The sequence below is a fragment of the Streptomyces bottropensis ATCC 25435 genome, assembly GCF_000383595.1.
Lineage (GTDB): Bacteria > Actinomycetota > Actinomycetes > Streptomycetales > Streptomycetaceae > Streptomyces > Streptomyces bottropensis.
Window position 1 is genome coordinate 7641102 of record NZ_KB911581.1, and the last position, 15110, is coordinate 7656211.

The following is a 15110-nucleotide window of genomic DNA, read 5'->3' on the forward strand; positions in this document are numbered from 1 at the left end:
TGGCCGCCCGCGTGCGCCCCTGCCCCGACCGGGTCAGACGTGCGTCGGCGCGAACATCCGCAGCACGGCCGGCAGCACCACCACCGAAGGCCCCGGCGCGGCGAGGGACGTGGCCAGGTCGTCCGCGAGGGACTCGGGGGTCGTCCGCACCCCCGGGACGCCGAAGGACTCCGCCAGCGCCACGAAGTCCGGGCGGGACAGCTCCGTGCCGGTCGGCTCGCCGTAGGCGTCGGTCATGTACGCGCGCAGGATGCCGTAGCCGCCGTCGTCGACGATCAGCCAGGTGACGTTCAGGTCGTACTGCCGGGCGGTGGCCAGCTCGGCGATCGAGTAGAGCGCGCCGCCGTCGCCGGAGACGGCCAGCACCGGCCGGGTCGGGTCGGCCGTCGCCGCGCCGAGGGCGGCCGGGAAGGCGTAGCCGAGACCGCCCGAACCCTGCGCGGAGTGCATGGTGTTGGGGCCCTTGGGGTCGAACGCCGACCACGCCCAGTAGGACAGGATCGTCATGTCCCAGAAGGAGGGCGCGCGGGCCGGGAGGGCCCGGCGGACCGACGCCAACAGGTCCTGTTCCAGGGTGAGTTCCTGGGCGTCGATGCGGGCACGGACGAGATCGAGCACCGCACGGACGCGGTCCGGCGCGGACGCGTCCTCGCGGGGCTCCTCGATCGTCTCCAGCAGGGCCGTCAGCGCCAGGCGCGCGTCCGCGTGGATGCCGAGCGCCGGATGGTTGGACTCCAGCTTCCCGAGGTCCGCCTCGATCTGGATGACCCGGCCCCGGGGCTTGAACGTGTGGTAGTTCGAGGAGAGTTCACCGAGCCCCGAGCCGACCACCAGCAGCACGTCCGCGTCCTCCAGGAAGTCGGTCGTGTGCCGGTCCTCCAGCCAGGACCGCAGCGACAGCGGATGCGTCCACGGGAACGCGCCCTTCCCCCCGTACGTCGTCACGACCGGCGCCGACAGCCGCTCCGCCAGCTGCCGCAGCTTGCCGGACGCGTCCGCCCGGACGACTCCGCCGCCCGCGATGATCGCCGGGCGGGCGGCGGTGGACAGCAGGTGGGCGGCCACAGCGGTCAGTTCGGGGCGCGGGGGCAGCTCCTCGGGGAAGGCGTCGCCGCCCGTCACCACCGGGATCAGGGTCTCGGCCAGCAGGACGTCCTGCGGGATCTCCACCCACACCGGGCCGTGCGGGGCGGTGAGCGCGGACTGCCAGGCGGCGGCGATCGCGGAGGGGATCTGGGACTGCGTACGGACCGTGTGGACGGACTTCACCACGCCCCTGAACGAGGCGGCCTGGTCGGGGAGTTCGTGCAGGTAGCCGTGACGGCCCCCGCCGATGCCCGCCGTGGGGATCTGGCTGCTGATCGCCAGCACCGGCGCCGAGGCGGCCGCCGCCTCCTGGAGCGCGGCGAGCGAGGTCAGCGCGCCGGGGCCGGTCGACAGGAGCAGCGGGGCCGCCTCGCCGGTGATCCGGCCGTACGCGTCCGCCGCGAACCCGGCGTTGTTCTCCACACGGAGCCCGATGTACCGCAGGTCGGAGCGGCGCAGCGCGTCGAACAGGGGCAGCGCGTGCTGGCCGGGGAGCCCGAAGACCGTCGTCGCGCCGAGTCCGGCCAGTGTCTCCACGACCAGGTCTCCGCCGTGGCGGCCGGCGGGAGGGTTCAGCGCGGCCTCCGTCTGGGCGGCCGTCGGGCGGAGCACCAGGTCGTGGTCGTGGGTCACTTGCCTTCGTTCTCCTTGCGGGCCCCGGCGATCTGGCGGGACATGATCGTGGTGAGTTCGTACGCCGTGTGCGAGGCGGCCACGGCGGTGATCTCGGCGTGATCGTACGCGGGCGCCACCTCGACGACGTCGGCGGAGACCAGGTGGCAGGAGGCGAGGCCGCGCAGGATCTCCAGCAGCTCGCGGGAGGTCATGCCGCCGGCCTCCGGCGTGCCCGTGCCCGGCGCGTGGGCCGGGTCGAGGCAGTCGATGTCGATGGAGATGTAGAGCGGCCGGTCGCCGATCCGCTGCCGCAGCTGGTCGGCGATCTCGTCGACGCCGCGCCGCATCACGTCCGCCGAGGTGACGATCCCGAAGCCCATCTTCGCGTCGTCGGTGAGGTCCTGCTTGCCGTACAGCGGGCCGCGCGTGCCCACGTGCGAGAGGGCCTCGGTGTCGAGGATGCCCTCCTCCACCGCCCGCCGGAAGGGGGTGCCGTGGGTGTACTCGGCGCCGAAGTACGTGTCCCAGGTGTCGAGGTGCGCGTCGAAGTGGAGCAGGGCGACCGGCCCGTGCTTCTTGGCGACGGACCGCAGCAGCGGCAGCGCGATGGTGTGGTCGCCGCCGAGGGTCATCAGCCGGGCCCCCGTGCCGAGCAGCTCGTCCGCCGCCGCCTCGACCGTCTCCACCGCCTCGTTGATGTCGAACGGGTTGACGGCGATGTCTCCGGCGTCCGCGACCTGGGCGAGGGCGAAGGGCGAGGCGTCCTGGGCCGGGTTGTAGGGGCGCAGCAGCCGGGACGCCTCGCGGATCGCGTTGCCGCCGAAGCGGGCGCCAGGCCGGTAGGAGACTCCCGAGTCGAACGGCACGCCCACGACGGCGACGTCCGCCCGGCCGACCTCGTCGAGGCGCGGCAGCCGGGCGTAGGTCGCGGGTCCGGCGTAGCGCGGGATGCGCGAGGAGTCGACGGGGCCTCGGGGCGAGTCCGCGGTGCCTCGGGGTGTCTCGTTGCTGCTCATGGGAACTGCCTACTTCCTGCATATGCTTCATCGCGTATGCATTGATATGCACAAACTTGCGCTGATACGTACTACCGGACGCGACTCTACTGGTGGACGAGGGCCCGCTCGGACACGGGTTCGGGCGCCCGTCCACCGCGACACGGCCCGCCAACGCCCAACCGGCCGCGCCGTGTTGCCGGGCGCCGGACCCGACGGCCCGGCCACCGGTCCGTCGGAGAGTGACGCAGGTCGCAGCGGGCGGGACGTCCGCGACTCCCGCAGTCGTCTGCCTCACAATGGAGCCATGCCGATATCCGGGACCCCCAGCCGCGCCGAGCTAGTCGAACACCTTGTACGGACGCGTATCGCGGGCGACGTCGCCACGCCGCGCGAGAACAACCTCTCCCACTACCGCGAACTGGCCAACGGCAACCGCCACTACTGGCTGGGCCTGGAGCTGGGGGACCGCTGGAGCGACGAGCAGGACGTGCTGGCCGTGATGGCGGAGCGCGTCGGCGTGAACGACGACCCGGGGTACCGCTACGGCCAGGACACCATCGACCCGGACCTGACCGTCGACGGTCTGGAGCGCATGGCGGCCCGGCTGCGCAAGGCGGCGGAGGGCGGGCAGCGCGTGCTGTTCGCCACCGGCCACCCCGGCGGGCTGCTCCAGGTGCACCACGAGACCGCGCGGGCGCTGCGCGCCGCCGGCTGCGAGATCGTCGTCATCCCGGACGGCCTGCAGACGGAGGAGGGGTACGTCATGCAGTTCGCGGACGTGGCCGTCCTCGAACACGGCGCCACGCTCTGGCACACCCACTCCCCCGAGCCGATGCGCGCGATCCTGCGGGGCCTGGAGGGCGCCGGCCGCCCGCTGCCCGACCTGGTCGTCGCCGACCACGGCTGGGCGGGCTGCGCGGGCCAGCTCGGCGTCGACTCCGTCGGCTACGCGGACTCCAACGACCCCGCCCTCTTCCTCGGCGAGTCCGAGGGCACCCTCCAGGCCGTGGTCCCGCTCGACGACCACGTGGTCAGCCCCCGCCACTACGACCCGATGTCGGCGTACCTGCTCCAGCAGGCGGGGCTCAGCGAGGCGTAGCCCCCGGCGCCCCCGGCCGTTCCCTCGGCACGCGTACGACGCCCTCCTGGATCACGGAGATCGCGAGCCGCCCGTCCTGCGTGTAGATCCGGCCCTGGCCGAGGCCCCGGCCGGCCGACGCCGACGGGGACTCCTGGTCGTACAGGAGCCATTCGTCGGCGCGGAAGGGCCGGTGGAACCACATGGCGTGGTCGAGCGAGGCGCCGACGACGTCGCCGACGGCCCAGCCGCCGCGCCCGTGCGCGAGCAGGATGGAGTCCAGGAGCGTCATGTCGGAGACGTAGGTGGCGAGGACGACATGCAGGAGGGGGTCGTCGTCGAGCTTGCCGTTGGCGCGGAACCAGACCTGGGAGCGCGGTTCACGGGGCTCGCCGTAGCGGCCGTAGGGCGGGTCGTCGACGTAGCGCAGGTCTACGGCGGCCCGGGCCTCCAGCATCTTCTCCACGACGGCCGGTTCGAGGTCGTACGCGGGGAGCCGCTGCTCGGCGGTGGGCAGGGACTCCGGGTCGGGCGCGGCCGGCATCGGGGCCTGGTGGTCGAGGCCGTCCTCGTACCGCTGGAAGGACGCGGAGAGGGCGAAGATCGGCTGTCCGTGCTGGACGGCGACGACGCGGCGCGCGGTGAAGGAGCGGCCGTCGTTCATGCGCTCCACGGTGTAGACGATGGGCGCGCCGGCGTCCCCGATGCGCAGGAAGTACGCGTGGAGGGAGTGCGGGAGCCGGTCGGCGGGGACCGTCCGCCCGGCGGCGACGAGCGCCTGGGCCGCGACCTGCCCGCCGAAGACCCTCGGGACGATGGCGGGCCGGGACCGGCCGCGGAAGATGTTCTCCTCGATCTGCTCGAGGTCGAGCAGATCGAGGAGGGACTGCAGTGGTTCCTGACTCATGGGGTCAGTTGTACAGAGCCGGGTTTTCCGGGGCCTTACAGACCCATGTCCTTGGCGATGATCGTCTTCATGATCTCGCTGGTGCCGCCGTAGATGCGGTTGACGCGGTTGTCCGCGTACAGGCGGGCGATCGGGTACTCGTTCATGAAGCCGTAGCCGCCGTGCAGCTGGAGGCAGCGGTCGATGACGCGGTGGGCGACCTCGGTGCAGAACAGCTTGGCGCTGGCGGCCTCGGCGGGCGTCAGCTCACCGGCGTCGAGGGCCTCCGTGGCGCGGTCGGCGACGGCCTCGGCCGCGTCCACCTCGGCCTGGCAGGCGGCCAGCTCGAACTTGGTGTTCTGGAAGTGCGCGACGGGCTTGCCGAAGACGGTGCGCTCCTGCACGTACTGCTTGGCGAACCGGACGGCGGCCTTGGCCTGCGCGTAGGCGCCGTAGGCGATGCCCCAGCGCTCGGAGGCGAGGTTGTGGCCGAGGTAGGAGAAGCCCTTGTTCTCCTCGCCGAGGAGGTTCTCGACGGGCACCTTGACGTCGACGAACGCCAGCTCGGCGGTGTCGGAGGTCTTCAGGCCGAGCTTGTCCAGCTTGCGGCCGATCGAGTAGCCCTCGGACTTGGTGTCCACCACGAGCAGGGATATGCCGTGCCGGCGGTCCTCGGCGCTGGGCGCGGCGGTGCGGGCGCAGACGATCATCTGGTCGGCGTGGACGCCGCCGGTGATGAAGGTCTTGGAGCCGTTGAGGACGTAGTGGGTGCCGTCCTCGCTCAGCTTGGCGGTGGTCTTCATGCCCGCGAGGTCGGAGCCGGTGCCCGGCTCGGTCATCGCGATCGCCCACATCTCCTCGCCGGAGACGAACTTCGGCAGGTAGCGCTTCTTCTGCTCGTCGGTGGCGAGCAGCTTGACGTACGGCAGGCCGAGCAGCACGTGCACGCCGGAGCCGCCGAAGGTGATGCCCGCGCGGGCGGTCTCCTCGTACAGGATGGCCTCGAACTTGTACGAGTCGATGCCGGCGCCGCCGTACTCCTCGTCCACCCGGATGCCGAAAACGCCCAGTTCGGCGAGCTTGTAGTAGAACTCGCGCGGCGCCTGCCCGGCGGCCAGCCACTCGTCGTACTCGGGCACGACCTCGGCCTCGATGAAGGCACGCAGGGTCTCCCGGAACGCCTCGTGATCCTCGTTGAACACCGTACGACGCACCGCCGCCACCTCCACCTGAGTACCTTCGGATGTGCCCAAGCGCCCACCGCCTCGACGGCTAAGCGCTTGCTCAGATCAAAAGGTACCGGCGGGTAGGGACACGCGTCCAGATGGTCGCCCCCGTAACGCTCGTCACGCTTTTGCCGGACCGCGGGGACCGCCGGCCCCCCGCTCAGCCGGACGCCGCCGCCCCGAACGCCCCCCGGGCCATCCGGTGCAGCAGTTCCGCCATGGCCGCGCGGCCCGGCAGCGACCCCGCGCGGCCCAGGTGCGGGGTGGAGTTCAGCAGCCCGAACACCGAGTGGACGGCGGAGCGCGCGGCCGGCTCCGCCAGCCCGGGGTACACCTCCCGCAGCACTCCGACCCACAGCTCGACGTACTGCCGCTGCAACTGCCGTACGAGCTTGCGGTCGCTGTCGCGGAGGCGGTCCAGCTCGCGGTCGTGCAGGGTGATGAGGGGACGGTCGTCGAGGGCGAAGTCGATGTGCCCCTCGATGAGCGAGTCCAGGACCTCCGCCCCGGGCACCCCGTCGGCCTCGGCCACCCTCCGCTTCGCCCCGGTCAACAACTGCCCGCTGATCCCCACCAGCAGCTCCGCGAGCATCGCGTCCTTGCCCGCGAAGTGCCGGTACAGGCCCGGCCCGCTGATGCCGACGGCCGCCCCTATCTCGTCGACGCCGACACCGTGGAAACCACGCTCGGCGAAGAGGCGGGCGGCTTCCTTGAGGATCTGCTCGCGACGGGTGGGCGCGTCGGTTCTCGTGGCCATGGAGCCAATTCTAGACAGGGAGGTTAGCGGTCGTTAACCTGAGGGAAACGCGTTAACGCTCATTAACAGGAATCCACTGGGTGAGGGGACCGCACGATGGACCAGGCACCGGAGCTGACGACCGCGGCAGATCCCGCGGCCGAGGCGTATCGGGCCAACGAGGCCGCGCACCGCGCGCTGGGCGAGGAGCTGCGGGCCAAGCTGGCCGCGGCACGGCTCGGCGGCGGCGAGAAGGCGCGCGCCCGGCACACCGCGCGCGGCAAGCTGCTGCCGCGCGACCGGGTGGACACCCTCCTCGACCCCGGCTCGCCGTTCCTGGAGCTGGCCCCGCTGGCCGCCGACGGGCTGTACGACGGCCAGGCGCCGGCCGCGGGTGTCATCGCGGGCATCGGCCGGGTCTCCGGCCGCGAGTGCGTGGTCGTCGCCAACGACGCCACCGTCAAGGGCGGCACGTACTACCCGATGACGGTGAAGAAGCACCTGCGGGCCCAGGAGGTGGCCCTGGAGAACCGTCTGCCCTGCCTCTACCTGGTGGACTCCGGCGGCGCCTTCCTGCCCATGCAGGACGAGGTCTTCCCCGACCGCGAGCACTTCGGCCGCATCTTCTACAACCAGGCGCGGATGTCGGGCGCGGGCATCCCGCAGATCGCCGCCGTCCTCGGCTCGTGCACGGCGGGCGGCGCGTACGTCCCCGCCATGAGCGACGAGGCCGTCATCGTCCGGGGCCAGGGGACGATCTTCCTCGGCGGTCCCCCGCTGGTGAAGGCCGCCACCGGCGAGGTCGTCACCGCCGAGGAGCTGGGCGGCGGCGAGGTCCACTCCCGGATCTCCGGCGTCACCGACCACCTCGCCGAGAGCGACGCCCACGCCCTGCGCATCGTGCGGACCATCGTCTCCACCCTCCCCGCCCGGGGCCCGCTGCCCTGGTCGGTCGAGCCGGCCGTCGAACCCAAGGTCGACCCGTACACGCTGTACGGCGCGGTGCCGGTGGACTCCCGCACTCCGTACGACGTGCGCGAGGTCATCGCGCGCGTGGTCGACGGTTCGCGGTTCGCCGAGTTCAAGGCGGAGTTCGGGCAGACCCTCGTCACCGGCTTCGCCCGGATCCACGGGCACCCGGTCGGGATCGTCGCCAACAACGGCATCCTCTTCTCCGAGTCCGCCCAGAAGGGCGCCCACTTCATCGAGCTGTGCGACCAGCGCGGCATCCCGCTCGTCTTCCTGCAGAACATCTCGGGCTTCATGGTCGGCCGGGACTACGAGGCGGGTGGCATCGCCAAGCACGGCGCCAAGATGGTGACGGCCGTGGCCTGCACCCGCGTCCCCAAGCTGACGGTCGTGATCGGTGGCTCCTACGGCGCGGGCAACTACTCGATGTGCGGCCGGGCGTACTCACCGCGCTTCCTGTGGATGTGGCCGGGCGCCAAGATCTCGGTGATGGGCGGTGAACAGGCCGCGTCCGTCCTCGCGACCGTGAAGCGGGACCAGATGGAGGCACGCGGGGACTCCTGGTCCGCCGAGGACGAGGAATCCTTCAAGGACCCGATCCGCGGCCAGTACGAGCGCCAGGGCAGCGCCTACTACGCCACCGCCCGCCTCTGGGACGACGGCGTGATCGACCCGCTGGAGACCCGTCAGGTCCTGGGCCTCGCCCTGACCGCCTGTGCCAACGCGCCGCTGGGCGACCCCCAGTTCGGCGTCTTCCGGATGTGAGGGGGCTCTCAAGGTGAGCATGTTCGACACGGTCCTCGTGGCCAACCGGGGCGAGATCGCCGTCCGCGTCATCCGCACCCTGCGCGCCCTCGGCGTCCGCTCGGTCGCGGTCTTCTCCGACGCGGACGCCGACGCCCGCCACGTGCGGGAGGCCGACACGGCGGTACGGATCGGTCCGGCGCCTTCGTCGGAGAGCTATCTGTCGGTGGAGCGGCTGCTGGAGGCCGCCGCCCGCACCGGCGCCCAGGCCGTCCACCCCGGGTACGGCTTCCTCGCGGAGAACGCCGCCTTCGCGCGGGCGTGCGCGGAGGCCAGCCTGGTCTTCATCGGCCCGCCCGCCGACGCCATCTCCCTGATGGGCGACAAGATCCGCGCCAAGGAGACGGTCCGGGCCGCCGGGGTCCCGGTCGTGCCCGGTTCGAGCGGCAGCGGCCTGACCGACGCCCAACTCGCCGAGGCCGCCCGTGAGATCGGCATGCCGGTCCTGCTCAAGCCCAGCGCGGGCGGCGGCGGCAAGGGCATGCGGCTGGTGCGGGAGGCCGGGTCGCTGGCCGAGGAGATCGCCGCCGCCCGCCGCGAGGCCCGCGTCTCCTTCGGCGACGACACCCTCCTGGTGGAGCGGTGGATCGACCGTCCCCGGCACATCGAGATCCAGGTCCTCGCCGACGGCCACGGCGGTGTCGTCCACCTCGGGGAGCGCGAGTGCTCCCTCCAGCGCCGCCACCAGAAGATCATCGAGGAGGCGCCCAGCGTCCTGCTCGACGAGGCCACCCGTGCCGCGATGGGCGAGGCGGCCGTCCAGGCGGCCCGCTCCTGCGGCTACTCCGGCGCGGGCACGGTCGAGTTCATCGTCCCCGGCGGCGACCCCTCCTCGTACTACTTCATGGAGATGAACACCCGCCTCCAGGTCGAGCACCCGGTGACCGAACTGGTCACGGGCGTCGACCTGGTGGAGTGGCAGCTGCGGGTCGCGGCGGGCGAGCGGCTGGCCTTCGGACAGGAGGACGTCACGCTCACCGGGCACGCGGTCGAGGCCCGTGTCTGCGCCGAGGACCCGTCCCGGGGCTTCCTCCCCTCCGGCGGCACGATCCTGCGGCTGCGCGAGCCCCAGGGCGCCGGTGTGCGCACCGACTCCGGTCTCACCGAGGGCACGGAGGTCGGCTCGCTCTACGACCCGATGCTCTCCAAGGTCATCGCCCACGGCCCCGACCGGCCCACCGCCCTGCGCAGGCTCCGCGCGGCGCTCGCGGAGACGGTCACCCTGGGCGTGCAGACGAACGCCGGCTTCCTGCGGCGGCTGCTGGCCCATCCGGCGGTGGTGGCGGGCGAGCTGGACACCGGGCTGGTGGAGCGCGAGGTCGAGCAACTGGTCCCGCGGGAGGTGCCGGTGGAGGTGCACGCGGCGGCGGCCCTGCTGCGCCAGGCGGCGCTGACCCCGGCCCGCGGCGACGGCACCGGCTGGACCGATCCGTTCGACACGGCGGTCGGCTGGCGGCTGGGCGGCGAACCGGCCTGGACGGCCCACCACCTGCGGCTGCCGGGCCACGACCCGGTGACGGTACGGGTGCGCGGCACGGCGGACGGCGGGACGGAGGTACTGCCGGACGGGGCCGAGGCGCCGCTGCGGGGGCCTGGGGGCGTGCCCCGGTCCGGCGGGGACACGGGCCGGTTCACCTTCCTTCTCGACGGCCTCACCCACACCTTCCACCACGCGGGCGAGTGGCTGGGCCGCAACGGAGACGCCTGGCAGGTGTCCGCTCACGACCCGGTGGCCATGTCGCTGAACCGGTCCGCCCACGCGGGCGCCGACTCGCTCACCGCCCCCATGCCCGGCACCGTCACCGTCGTGAAGGTGGCGGTGGGCGACGAGGTGACCGCGGGTCAGAGCCTGCTGGTGGTGGAGGCGATGAAGATGGAGCACGTCGTCTCCGCGCCGCACGCCGGGACGGTCGCCGAGCTGGACGTGACGCCGGGCGCGACCGTCGCCATGGACCAGGTGCTGGCCGTGATCGCACCGCACGAGGAGCAGGAGCAGCACGAGGAGGTGGCGCGGTGACCCTGCCCATGACGGTCCCCGAACCCGGTCTGCCGGCCCGGGTCCGCATCCACGAGGTCGGCGCCCGTGACGGCCTGCAGAACGAGAAGTCGACCGTGCCCACCGAGGTCAAGGCGGAGTTCGTCCGCCGCCTCGCCGACGCGGGGCTGACGACCATCGAGGCCACCAGCTTCGTCCATCCCCGCTGGGTGCCCCAACTGGCCGACGCGGAGCAGCTGTTCCCGCAGGTCGCCGACCTGGCCGTGGACCTCCCGGTCCTCGTCCCGAACGAGCGGGGCCTCGACCGCGCCCTCGCCCTCGGCGCCCGCCGGGTCGCCGTCTTCGCCAGCGCCACCGAGTCCTTCGCCAAGGCCAACCTCAACCGCACGGTCGACGAGGCGCTGGCGATGTTCGAACCGGTCGTCGGCCGGGCGAAGGCCGGGGGCGTCCACGTCCGCGGCTACCTGTCGATGTGCTTCGGCGACCCCTGGGAGGGCGCCGTCCCGATCCCGCAGGTCACGAGGGTCTGTCACGCCCTGCTCGACATGGGCTGCGACGAACTCAGCCTCGGCGACACGATCGGGGTGGCGACCCCGGGGCACGTGGGGGCGCTGCTGAGCGAACTCGACGTCCCCGTGGAGAAGCTGGGCGTGCACTTCCACGACACCTACGGCCAGGCGCTCGCCAACACCTACGCGGCGCTGCGGCACGGCGTCACCACCGTGGACGCCTCCGCGGGCGGCCTGGGCGGCTGCCCGTACGCGAAGTCCGCCACCGGCAACCTCGCCACCGAAGACCTCGTCTGGATGCTGCGCGGCCTCGGCATCGACACGGGCGTCGACCTCGGCCGCCTCGTCGCCACGAGCGCGTGGATGGCCGGACACCTGGGCCGACCCAGCCCGTCCCGCACCGTACGAGCCCTGTCCCACGAGGACGACGAGGGCACCGAGGACAGCAAGGAGCAGTGACGTCCATGAACCACCGCCTCTCCCCCGAGCTGGAAGAACTCCGCCGCACGGTCGAGGAGTTCGCGCACGAGGTCGTCGCGCCAAAGATCGGCGACTTCTACGAGCGCCACGAGTTCCCGTACGAGATCGTGCGCGAGATGGGCCGCATGGGGCTGTTCGGGCTGCCGTTCCCCGAGGAGTACGGCGGCATGGGCGGCGACTACCTGGCGCTGGGCATCGCGCTGGAGGAACTGGCCCGGGTGGACTCGTCCGTGGCCATCACCCTCGAAGCCGGGGTCTCCCTGGGCGCGATGCCGATCCACCTCTTCGGCACACCGGCCCAGAAGGCCGAGTGGCTGCCGCGTCTGTGCTCCGGCGAGGTGCTGGGCGCGTTCGGTCTCACCGAGCCCGACGGCGGCTCGGACGCGGGCGCGACCCGTACGACGGCCCGCCTGGACGAGTCGACGAACGAGTGGGTCATCAACGGCAGCAAGTGCTTCATCACCAACTCGGGCACGGACATCACGGCCCTGGTCACGGTGACGGCGGTGACCGGCCGCACCCCGGAGGGCAAGCCCCTCATCTCCTCGATCATCGTCCCGTCCGGCACCCCGGGCTTCACGGTGGCCGCCCCCTACTCGAAGGTCGGCTGGAACGCCTCCGACACCCGTGAGCTGTCCTTCACGGACGTCCGGGTCCCGGCGGAGAACCTCCTCGGCGAACTGGGGCGCGGCTACGCCCAGTTCCTGCGCATCCTCGACGAGGGCCGCATCGCCATCTCGGCGCTCGCCACGGGGCTGGCTCAGGGCTGTGTGGACGAGTCGGTGAAGTACGCGAAGGAACGGCACGCCTTCGGCCGCCCGATCGGCGCCAACCAGGCCATCCAGTTCAAGATCGCCGACATGGAGATGAAGGCCCACACGGCCCGCCTGTCCTGGCGGGACGCGGCCTACCGCCTGGTCGCCGGTGAACCCTTCAAGAAGGAGGCGGCGCTGGCGAAGCTGTACTCGTCCACCGTCGCCGTCGACAACGCCCGCGACGCCACCCAGATCCACGGCGGGTACGGCTTCATGAACGAGTACCCCGTCGCCCGTATGTGGCGCGACTCCAAGATCCTGGAGATCGGCGAGGGCACCAGCGAGGTGCAACGCATGCTGATCGCCAGGGAGTTGGGCCTCGTCGGCTGACGGACAGCCCCGACCGACAGCTTGTGTTCGAACGACGGCCGGAGCGCGCCGGGACGGCACGGCTCCGGCACCCTCCCACCCGGCTCGCCGCCAGCGAGCCGGGTTCCCTTTTGTCCCCTATGAGGGACTGCCGGACCACGGACGGAAGCCCTGCACATCAGCGACACGAGCCACCACTTGAAACATCAATGACACTCCGTGAGCCCGACCGACCTTTGATTCACAGGTAATTCAAAGATTGAGGCGGAGTCGGACGCGGGAACTCCACTTCCTGGAACCCCCCACTGGACAAGCAGTGAGGTTAGGCTAACCTACCTTCGAACTCGCCCTCGGGCGGCCCTCCGCCCCGTTCGAAAGTAGCCATAGACATGTCCAACGCCAGAGCCGCTCACCTCACCCGCCGTGGCATCCTCGCCGCCGGTGGCGCCCTCGGCCTCGGCGCCGCGCTCGCCGCCTGCGGGGACGAGAAGTCGACGAGCGGCAGCTCTGGCTCCGGCAAGGAGACGACTGCCGCCGCGTCCGGCCCCTGGTCGTTCAAGGACGACCGCGGCGTGACCGCCAAGACCGACAAGGTCCCGGCGAACATCGTCGCCTTCGTGGGTGTCGCCGCCGCGCTCCACGACTACGGCATCGGCGTCAAGGGCGTCTTCGGGCCCACCACAACGGCCGACGGCAAGGCCGACGTCCAGGCCGGCGACCTGGACACCAGCAAGGTCACCGTCCTCGGCAACGTCTGGGACGAGTTCAACGTCGAGAAGTACGCCGCCCTGGCGCCCGACGTCCTCATCACCACGATCTTCGACGACGCCGGCACCCTCTGGTACGTGCCCGAGACCTCCAAGGACAAGATCGCGGGGCTCGCCCCGAGCGTCGGCATCTCCGTCTACGACCGCCAGATGACCGAGCCCCTGCAGCGCATGCTGGAGCTGGCCAGGTCGCTCGGCGCGGACACGGGGTCGCAGAAGATCACCGCCGCCAAGAAGCGGTTCGAGGACGCGGCGGCCCGGCTGCGCGCGGCCACCAAGGCCAACCCCGGCATCAAGGTGCTCGCGGGCTCCGCCAGCCAGGACATCTTCTACGTCTCCGGCTCCAACCTCTCCATCGACCTGGAGTACTTCAAGGCCCTCGGCGTGAACTTCGTCGAGCCGAGCGCCGCCGCATTGAAGGCCAGCGGCGGCTGGTTCGAGAACCTCAGCTGGGAGAACGTCGACAAGTACGACGCGGACCTCATCATCATGGACAACCGCACCTCGGCCATCCAGCCGGACGCCATCGAGGAGGCGACCTGGAAGAAGCTTCCCGCGGTGAAGGCCGGCCAGGTCATCGGGCGCAACCCCGAGCCGATCCTGTCCTACGACAAGTGCGCGCCGCTCCTGGGGGAGCTGGCCGAGGCCATCGAGAAGGCGAAGAAGGTCAGTTAGGGCTTCGGCCGCAGGTCGACCGCGGGTCCGGTGGGACTTCTCGCGCAGTTCCCCGCGCCCCTGAAAGCAACCGGCCCCTGCGGGCCGCTGAAAAAGCACCGGCCGCAGCCCCTGCTTTTTCCAGGGGCGCGGGGAACTGCCCGACCAGCCCACGCACCCGCACCCGCCGAACCACCCGAGCCCCCGACCCATGAGGCGCCCCATGACGACGGCCGTAGCCGCCCCTTTCCGATTCTTCGCTCTACAGGTCTCGCGGACGGAGCGGCTGGGACCGTCTCTCGTCCGTGTCTCTTTCGCGGGGGACGATCTGCGGTACTTCCACTCCGACGGCCGGGACCAGTCACTGTCCCTCTTCCTGCCGCACCCCGGGCAGGAAGTCCCGGCCGTGCCCTACGAGCTGGGCGACGGCTGGTGGCAGGCGTGGCGGGAACTGCCGGACGACGTGCGGGCGGTGATGCGCTCGTACACGCTGCGGGGGCTGCGCTCGGACGCCCACGGCGACACCGTCGAGATCGACATCGACTTCGTGCTGCACGGGGTCGAGCCGGGGGCCGCCGCGCCCGCCGGGCCCGCCTCGCGGTGGGCGTCCGAGGCCGCCCCCGGCCACCGGGTCGTGCTGCTCGGGCCGGCGATCGCGGACAACCGCGCGATCCGTTTCCGCCCGCCGGCCGACACCGACCTGGTGCTGATCTGGGGCGACGACACCGCGCTGCCCGCCGCCTCGGCGATCCTGGAGTCGCTGCCGGCCGGTACGCCGGCCCGGGTCTGGCTGGAGGTCCACCACGCGGGGGACATCCAGGACCTGGCCACCGAGGCCGACGCCGAGATCACCTGGCTCGTGCGGAGCGAAGGGGCGCCGGCCGCCCTCGACACCGTCCGTGCCGCGCGGCTCCCCGCCGGCGAGTCGGCGTACGCCTGGATCGCCGGCGAGTCCGGCCGGGTGAAGGAGTTGCGCCGTCATCTCGTGCGGGAGCGCGGGATCGACAAGCGGCGCGTCACCTTCGTCGGGTACTGGCGTGAGGGTCTGACGGAGGAGCAGCTGCGGGAACGCGGCGAGTAGTCAGGCTCGCGCGGACGCCGAAGCCGGAGTCGGTGAAGTGATCACAGTCACGGCAGAGCCAGGGCTTCGCGCACGTTAGTTAGGTTAGGCTTACCTAAGTT

At 71.8% G+C, this 15110-nt stretch carries 12 protein-coding genes; 7 read left to right on the forward strand and 5 right to left on the reverse strand.

Annotation, left to right across the window (positions count from 1 at the left end; all coding sequences use genetic code 11):
* Positions 1–33: 33 nt before the first annotated feature.
* Positions 34–1719: a thiamine pyrophosphate-binding protein gene (locus tag STRBO_RS0133845; RefSeq protein WP_005486472.1), complete on the reverse strand. Its 1686-nt coding sequence runs from the start codon at positions 1717–1719 to the stop codon at positions 34–36.
* The gene (gene speB, locus STRBO_RS0133850; protein WP_005486473.1) at positions 1716–2717 is read right to left on the reverse strand and encodes an agmatinase; all 1002 of its coding nucleotides are present in this window, start codon (positions 2715–2717) and stop codon (positions 1716–1718) included. The genes STRBO_RS0133845 and speB overlap by 4 nt, the downstream gene beginning before the upstream one ends.
* A gap of 286 nt (positions 2718–3003) precedes the next feature.
* Between speB and STRBO_RS0133855 the strand changes: the two genes are divergently transcribed.
* On the forward strand, positions 3004–3798 hold the full coding sequence (locus tag STRBO_RS0133855) for a phosphatase (RefSeq protein ID WP_005486475.1): 795 nt from the start codon (positions 3004–3006) through the stop codon (positions 3796–3798).
* Here STRBO_RS0133855 and STRBO_RS0133860 read toward each other — a convergent pair.
* The 3 genes from STRBO_RS0133860 to STRBO_RS0133870 all read right to left on the reverse strand — a co-directional run bounded on the left by STRBO_RS0133860 (position 3785) and on the right by STRBO_RS0133870 (position 6646).
* A complete protein-coding gene (locus tag STRBO_RS0133860; protein ID WP_005486477.1) occupies positions 3785–4684 on the reverse strand; it encodes an acyl-CoA thioesterase in 900 nt (299 codons plus the stop codon). The two genes, STRBO_RS0133855 and STRBO_RS0133860, sit on opposite strands and share 14 nt — an antisense overlap.
* Before the next feature lie 35 nt (positions 4685–4719).
* Entirely contained in the window at positions 4720–5877 is a 1158-nt protein-coding gene (locus STRBO_RS0133865; RefSeq protein WP_028796992.1) for an acyl-CoA dehydrogenase family protein, read from the reverse strand.
* Positions 5878–6049: 172 nt separating this feature from the next.
* Complete coding sequence (locus tag STRBO_RS0133870) at positions 6050–6646, reverse strand: SACE_7040 family transcriptional regulator (RefSeq protein WP_005486483.1); 597 nt, start codon at positions 6644–6646, stop codon at positions 6050–6052.
* Positions 6647–6742: 96 nt separating this feature from the next.
* Here STRBO_RS0133870 and STRBO_RS0133875 point away from each other — a divergent pair, with 96 nt between their 5' ends.
* The 6 genes from STRBO_RS0133875 to STRBO_RS0133900 all read left to right on the forward strand — a co-directional run bounded on the left by STRBO_RS0133875 (position 6743) and on the right by STRBO_RS0133900 (position 15009).
* Complete coding sequence (locus STRBO_RS0133875; protein WP_005486485.1) at positions 6743–8359, forward strand: carboxyl transferase domain-containing protein; 1617 nt, start codon at positions 6743–6745, stop codon at positions 8357–8359.
* A gap of 19 nt (positions 8360–8378) precedes the next feature.
* Complete coding sequence (locus STRBO_RS0133880) at positions 8379–10415, forward strand: acetyl/propionyl/methylcrotonyl-CoA carboxylase subunit alpha (RefSeq protein ID WP_005486487.1); 2037 nt, start codon at positions 8379–8381, stop codon at positions 10413–10415.
* Entirely contained in the window at positions 10412–11362 is a 951-nt protein-coding gene (locus STRBO_RS0133885) for a hydroxymethylglutaryl-CoA lyase (protein WP_005486489.1), read from the forward strand. The genes STRBO_RS0133880 and STRBO_RS0133885 overlap by 4 nt, the downstream gene beginning before the upstream one ends.
* Positions 11363–11367: 5 nt before the next feature.
* Entirely contained in the window at positions 11368–12528 is a 1161-nt protein-coding gene (locus STRBO_RS0133890) for an acyl-CoA dehydrogenase family protein (protein ID WP_005486490.1), read from the forward strand.
* Between the two features lie 368 nt (positions 12529–12896).
* The gene (locus STRBO_RS0133895) at positions 12897–13949 is read left to right on the forward strand and encodes an ABC transporter substrate-binding protein (RefSeq protein WP_005486492.1); all 1053 of its coding nucleotides are present in this window, start codon (positions 12897–12899) and stop codon (positions 13947–13949) included.
* A gap of 202 nt (positions 13950–14151) precedes the next feature.
* Positions 14152–15009, forward strand: a complete 858-nt coding sequence (locus STRBO_RS0133900; RefSeq protein ID WP_020115509.1) for a siderophore-interacting protein — start codon at positions 14152–14154, stop codon at positions 15007–15009.
* The last annotated feature ends 101 nt before the right edge of the window (positions 15010–15110 follow it).

Excerpts from the sequence above, each read along its gene's own strand:
- speB (WP_005486473.1), bottom strand. The coding sequence starts at position 2,717 with ATGAGCAGCAACGAGACACCCCGAGGCACCGCGGACTCGCCCCGAGGC.
- STRBO_RS0133855 (WP_005486475.1), top strand. The coding sequence starts at position 3,004 with ATGCCGATATCCGGGACCCCCAGCCGCGCCGAGCTAGTCGAACACCTT.
- STRBO_RS0133860 (WP_005486477.1), bottom strand. The coding sequence starts at position 4,684 with ATGAGTCAGGAACCACTGCAGTCCCTCCTCGATCTGCTCGACCTCGAG.
- STRBO_RS0133870 (WP_005486483.1), bottom strand. The coding sequence starts at position 6,646 with ATGGCCACGAGAACCGACGCGCCCACCCGTCGCGAGCAGATCCTCAAG.
- STRBO_RS0133875 (WP_005486485.1), top strand. The coding sequence starts at position 6,743 with ATGGACCAGGCACCGGAGCTGACGACCGCGGCAGATCCCGCGGCCGAG.
- STRBO_RS0133880 (WP_005486487.1), top strand. The coding sequence starts at position 8,379 with ATGTTCGACACGGTCCTCGTGGCCAACCGGGGCGAGATCGCCGTCCGC.
- STRBO_RS0133890 (WP_005486490.1), top strand. The coding sequence starts at position 11,368 with ATGAACCACCGCCTCTCCCCCGAGCTGGAAGAACTCCGCCGCACGGTC.
- STRBO_RS0133895 (WP_005486492.1), top strand. The coding sequence starts at position 12,897 with ATGTCCAACGCCAGAGCCGCTCACCTCACCCGCCGTGGCATCCTCGCC.
- STRBO_RS0133900 (WP_020115509.1), top strand. The coding sequence starts at position 14,152 with ATGACGACGGCCGTAGCCGCCCCTTTCCGATTCTTCGCTCTACAGGTC.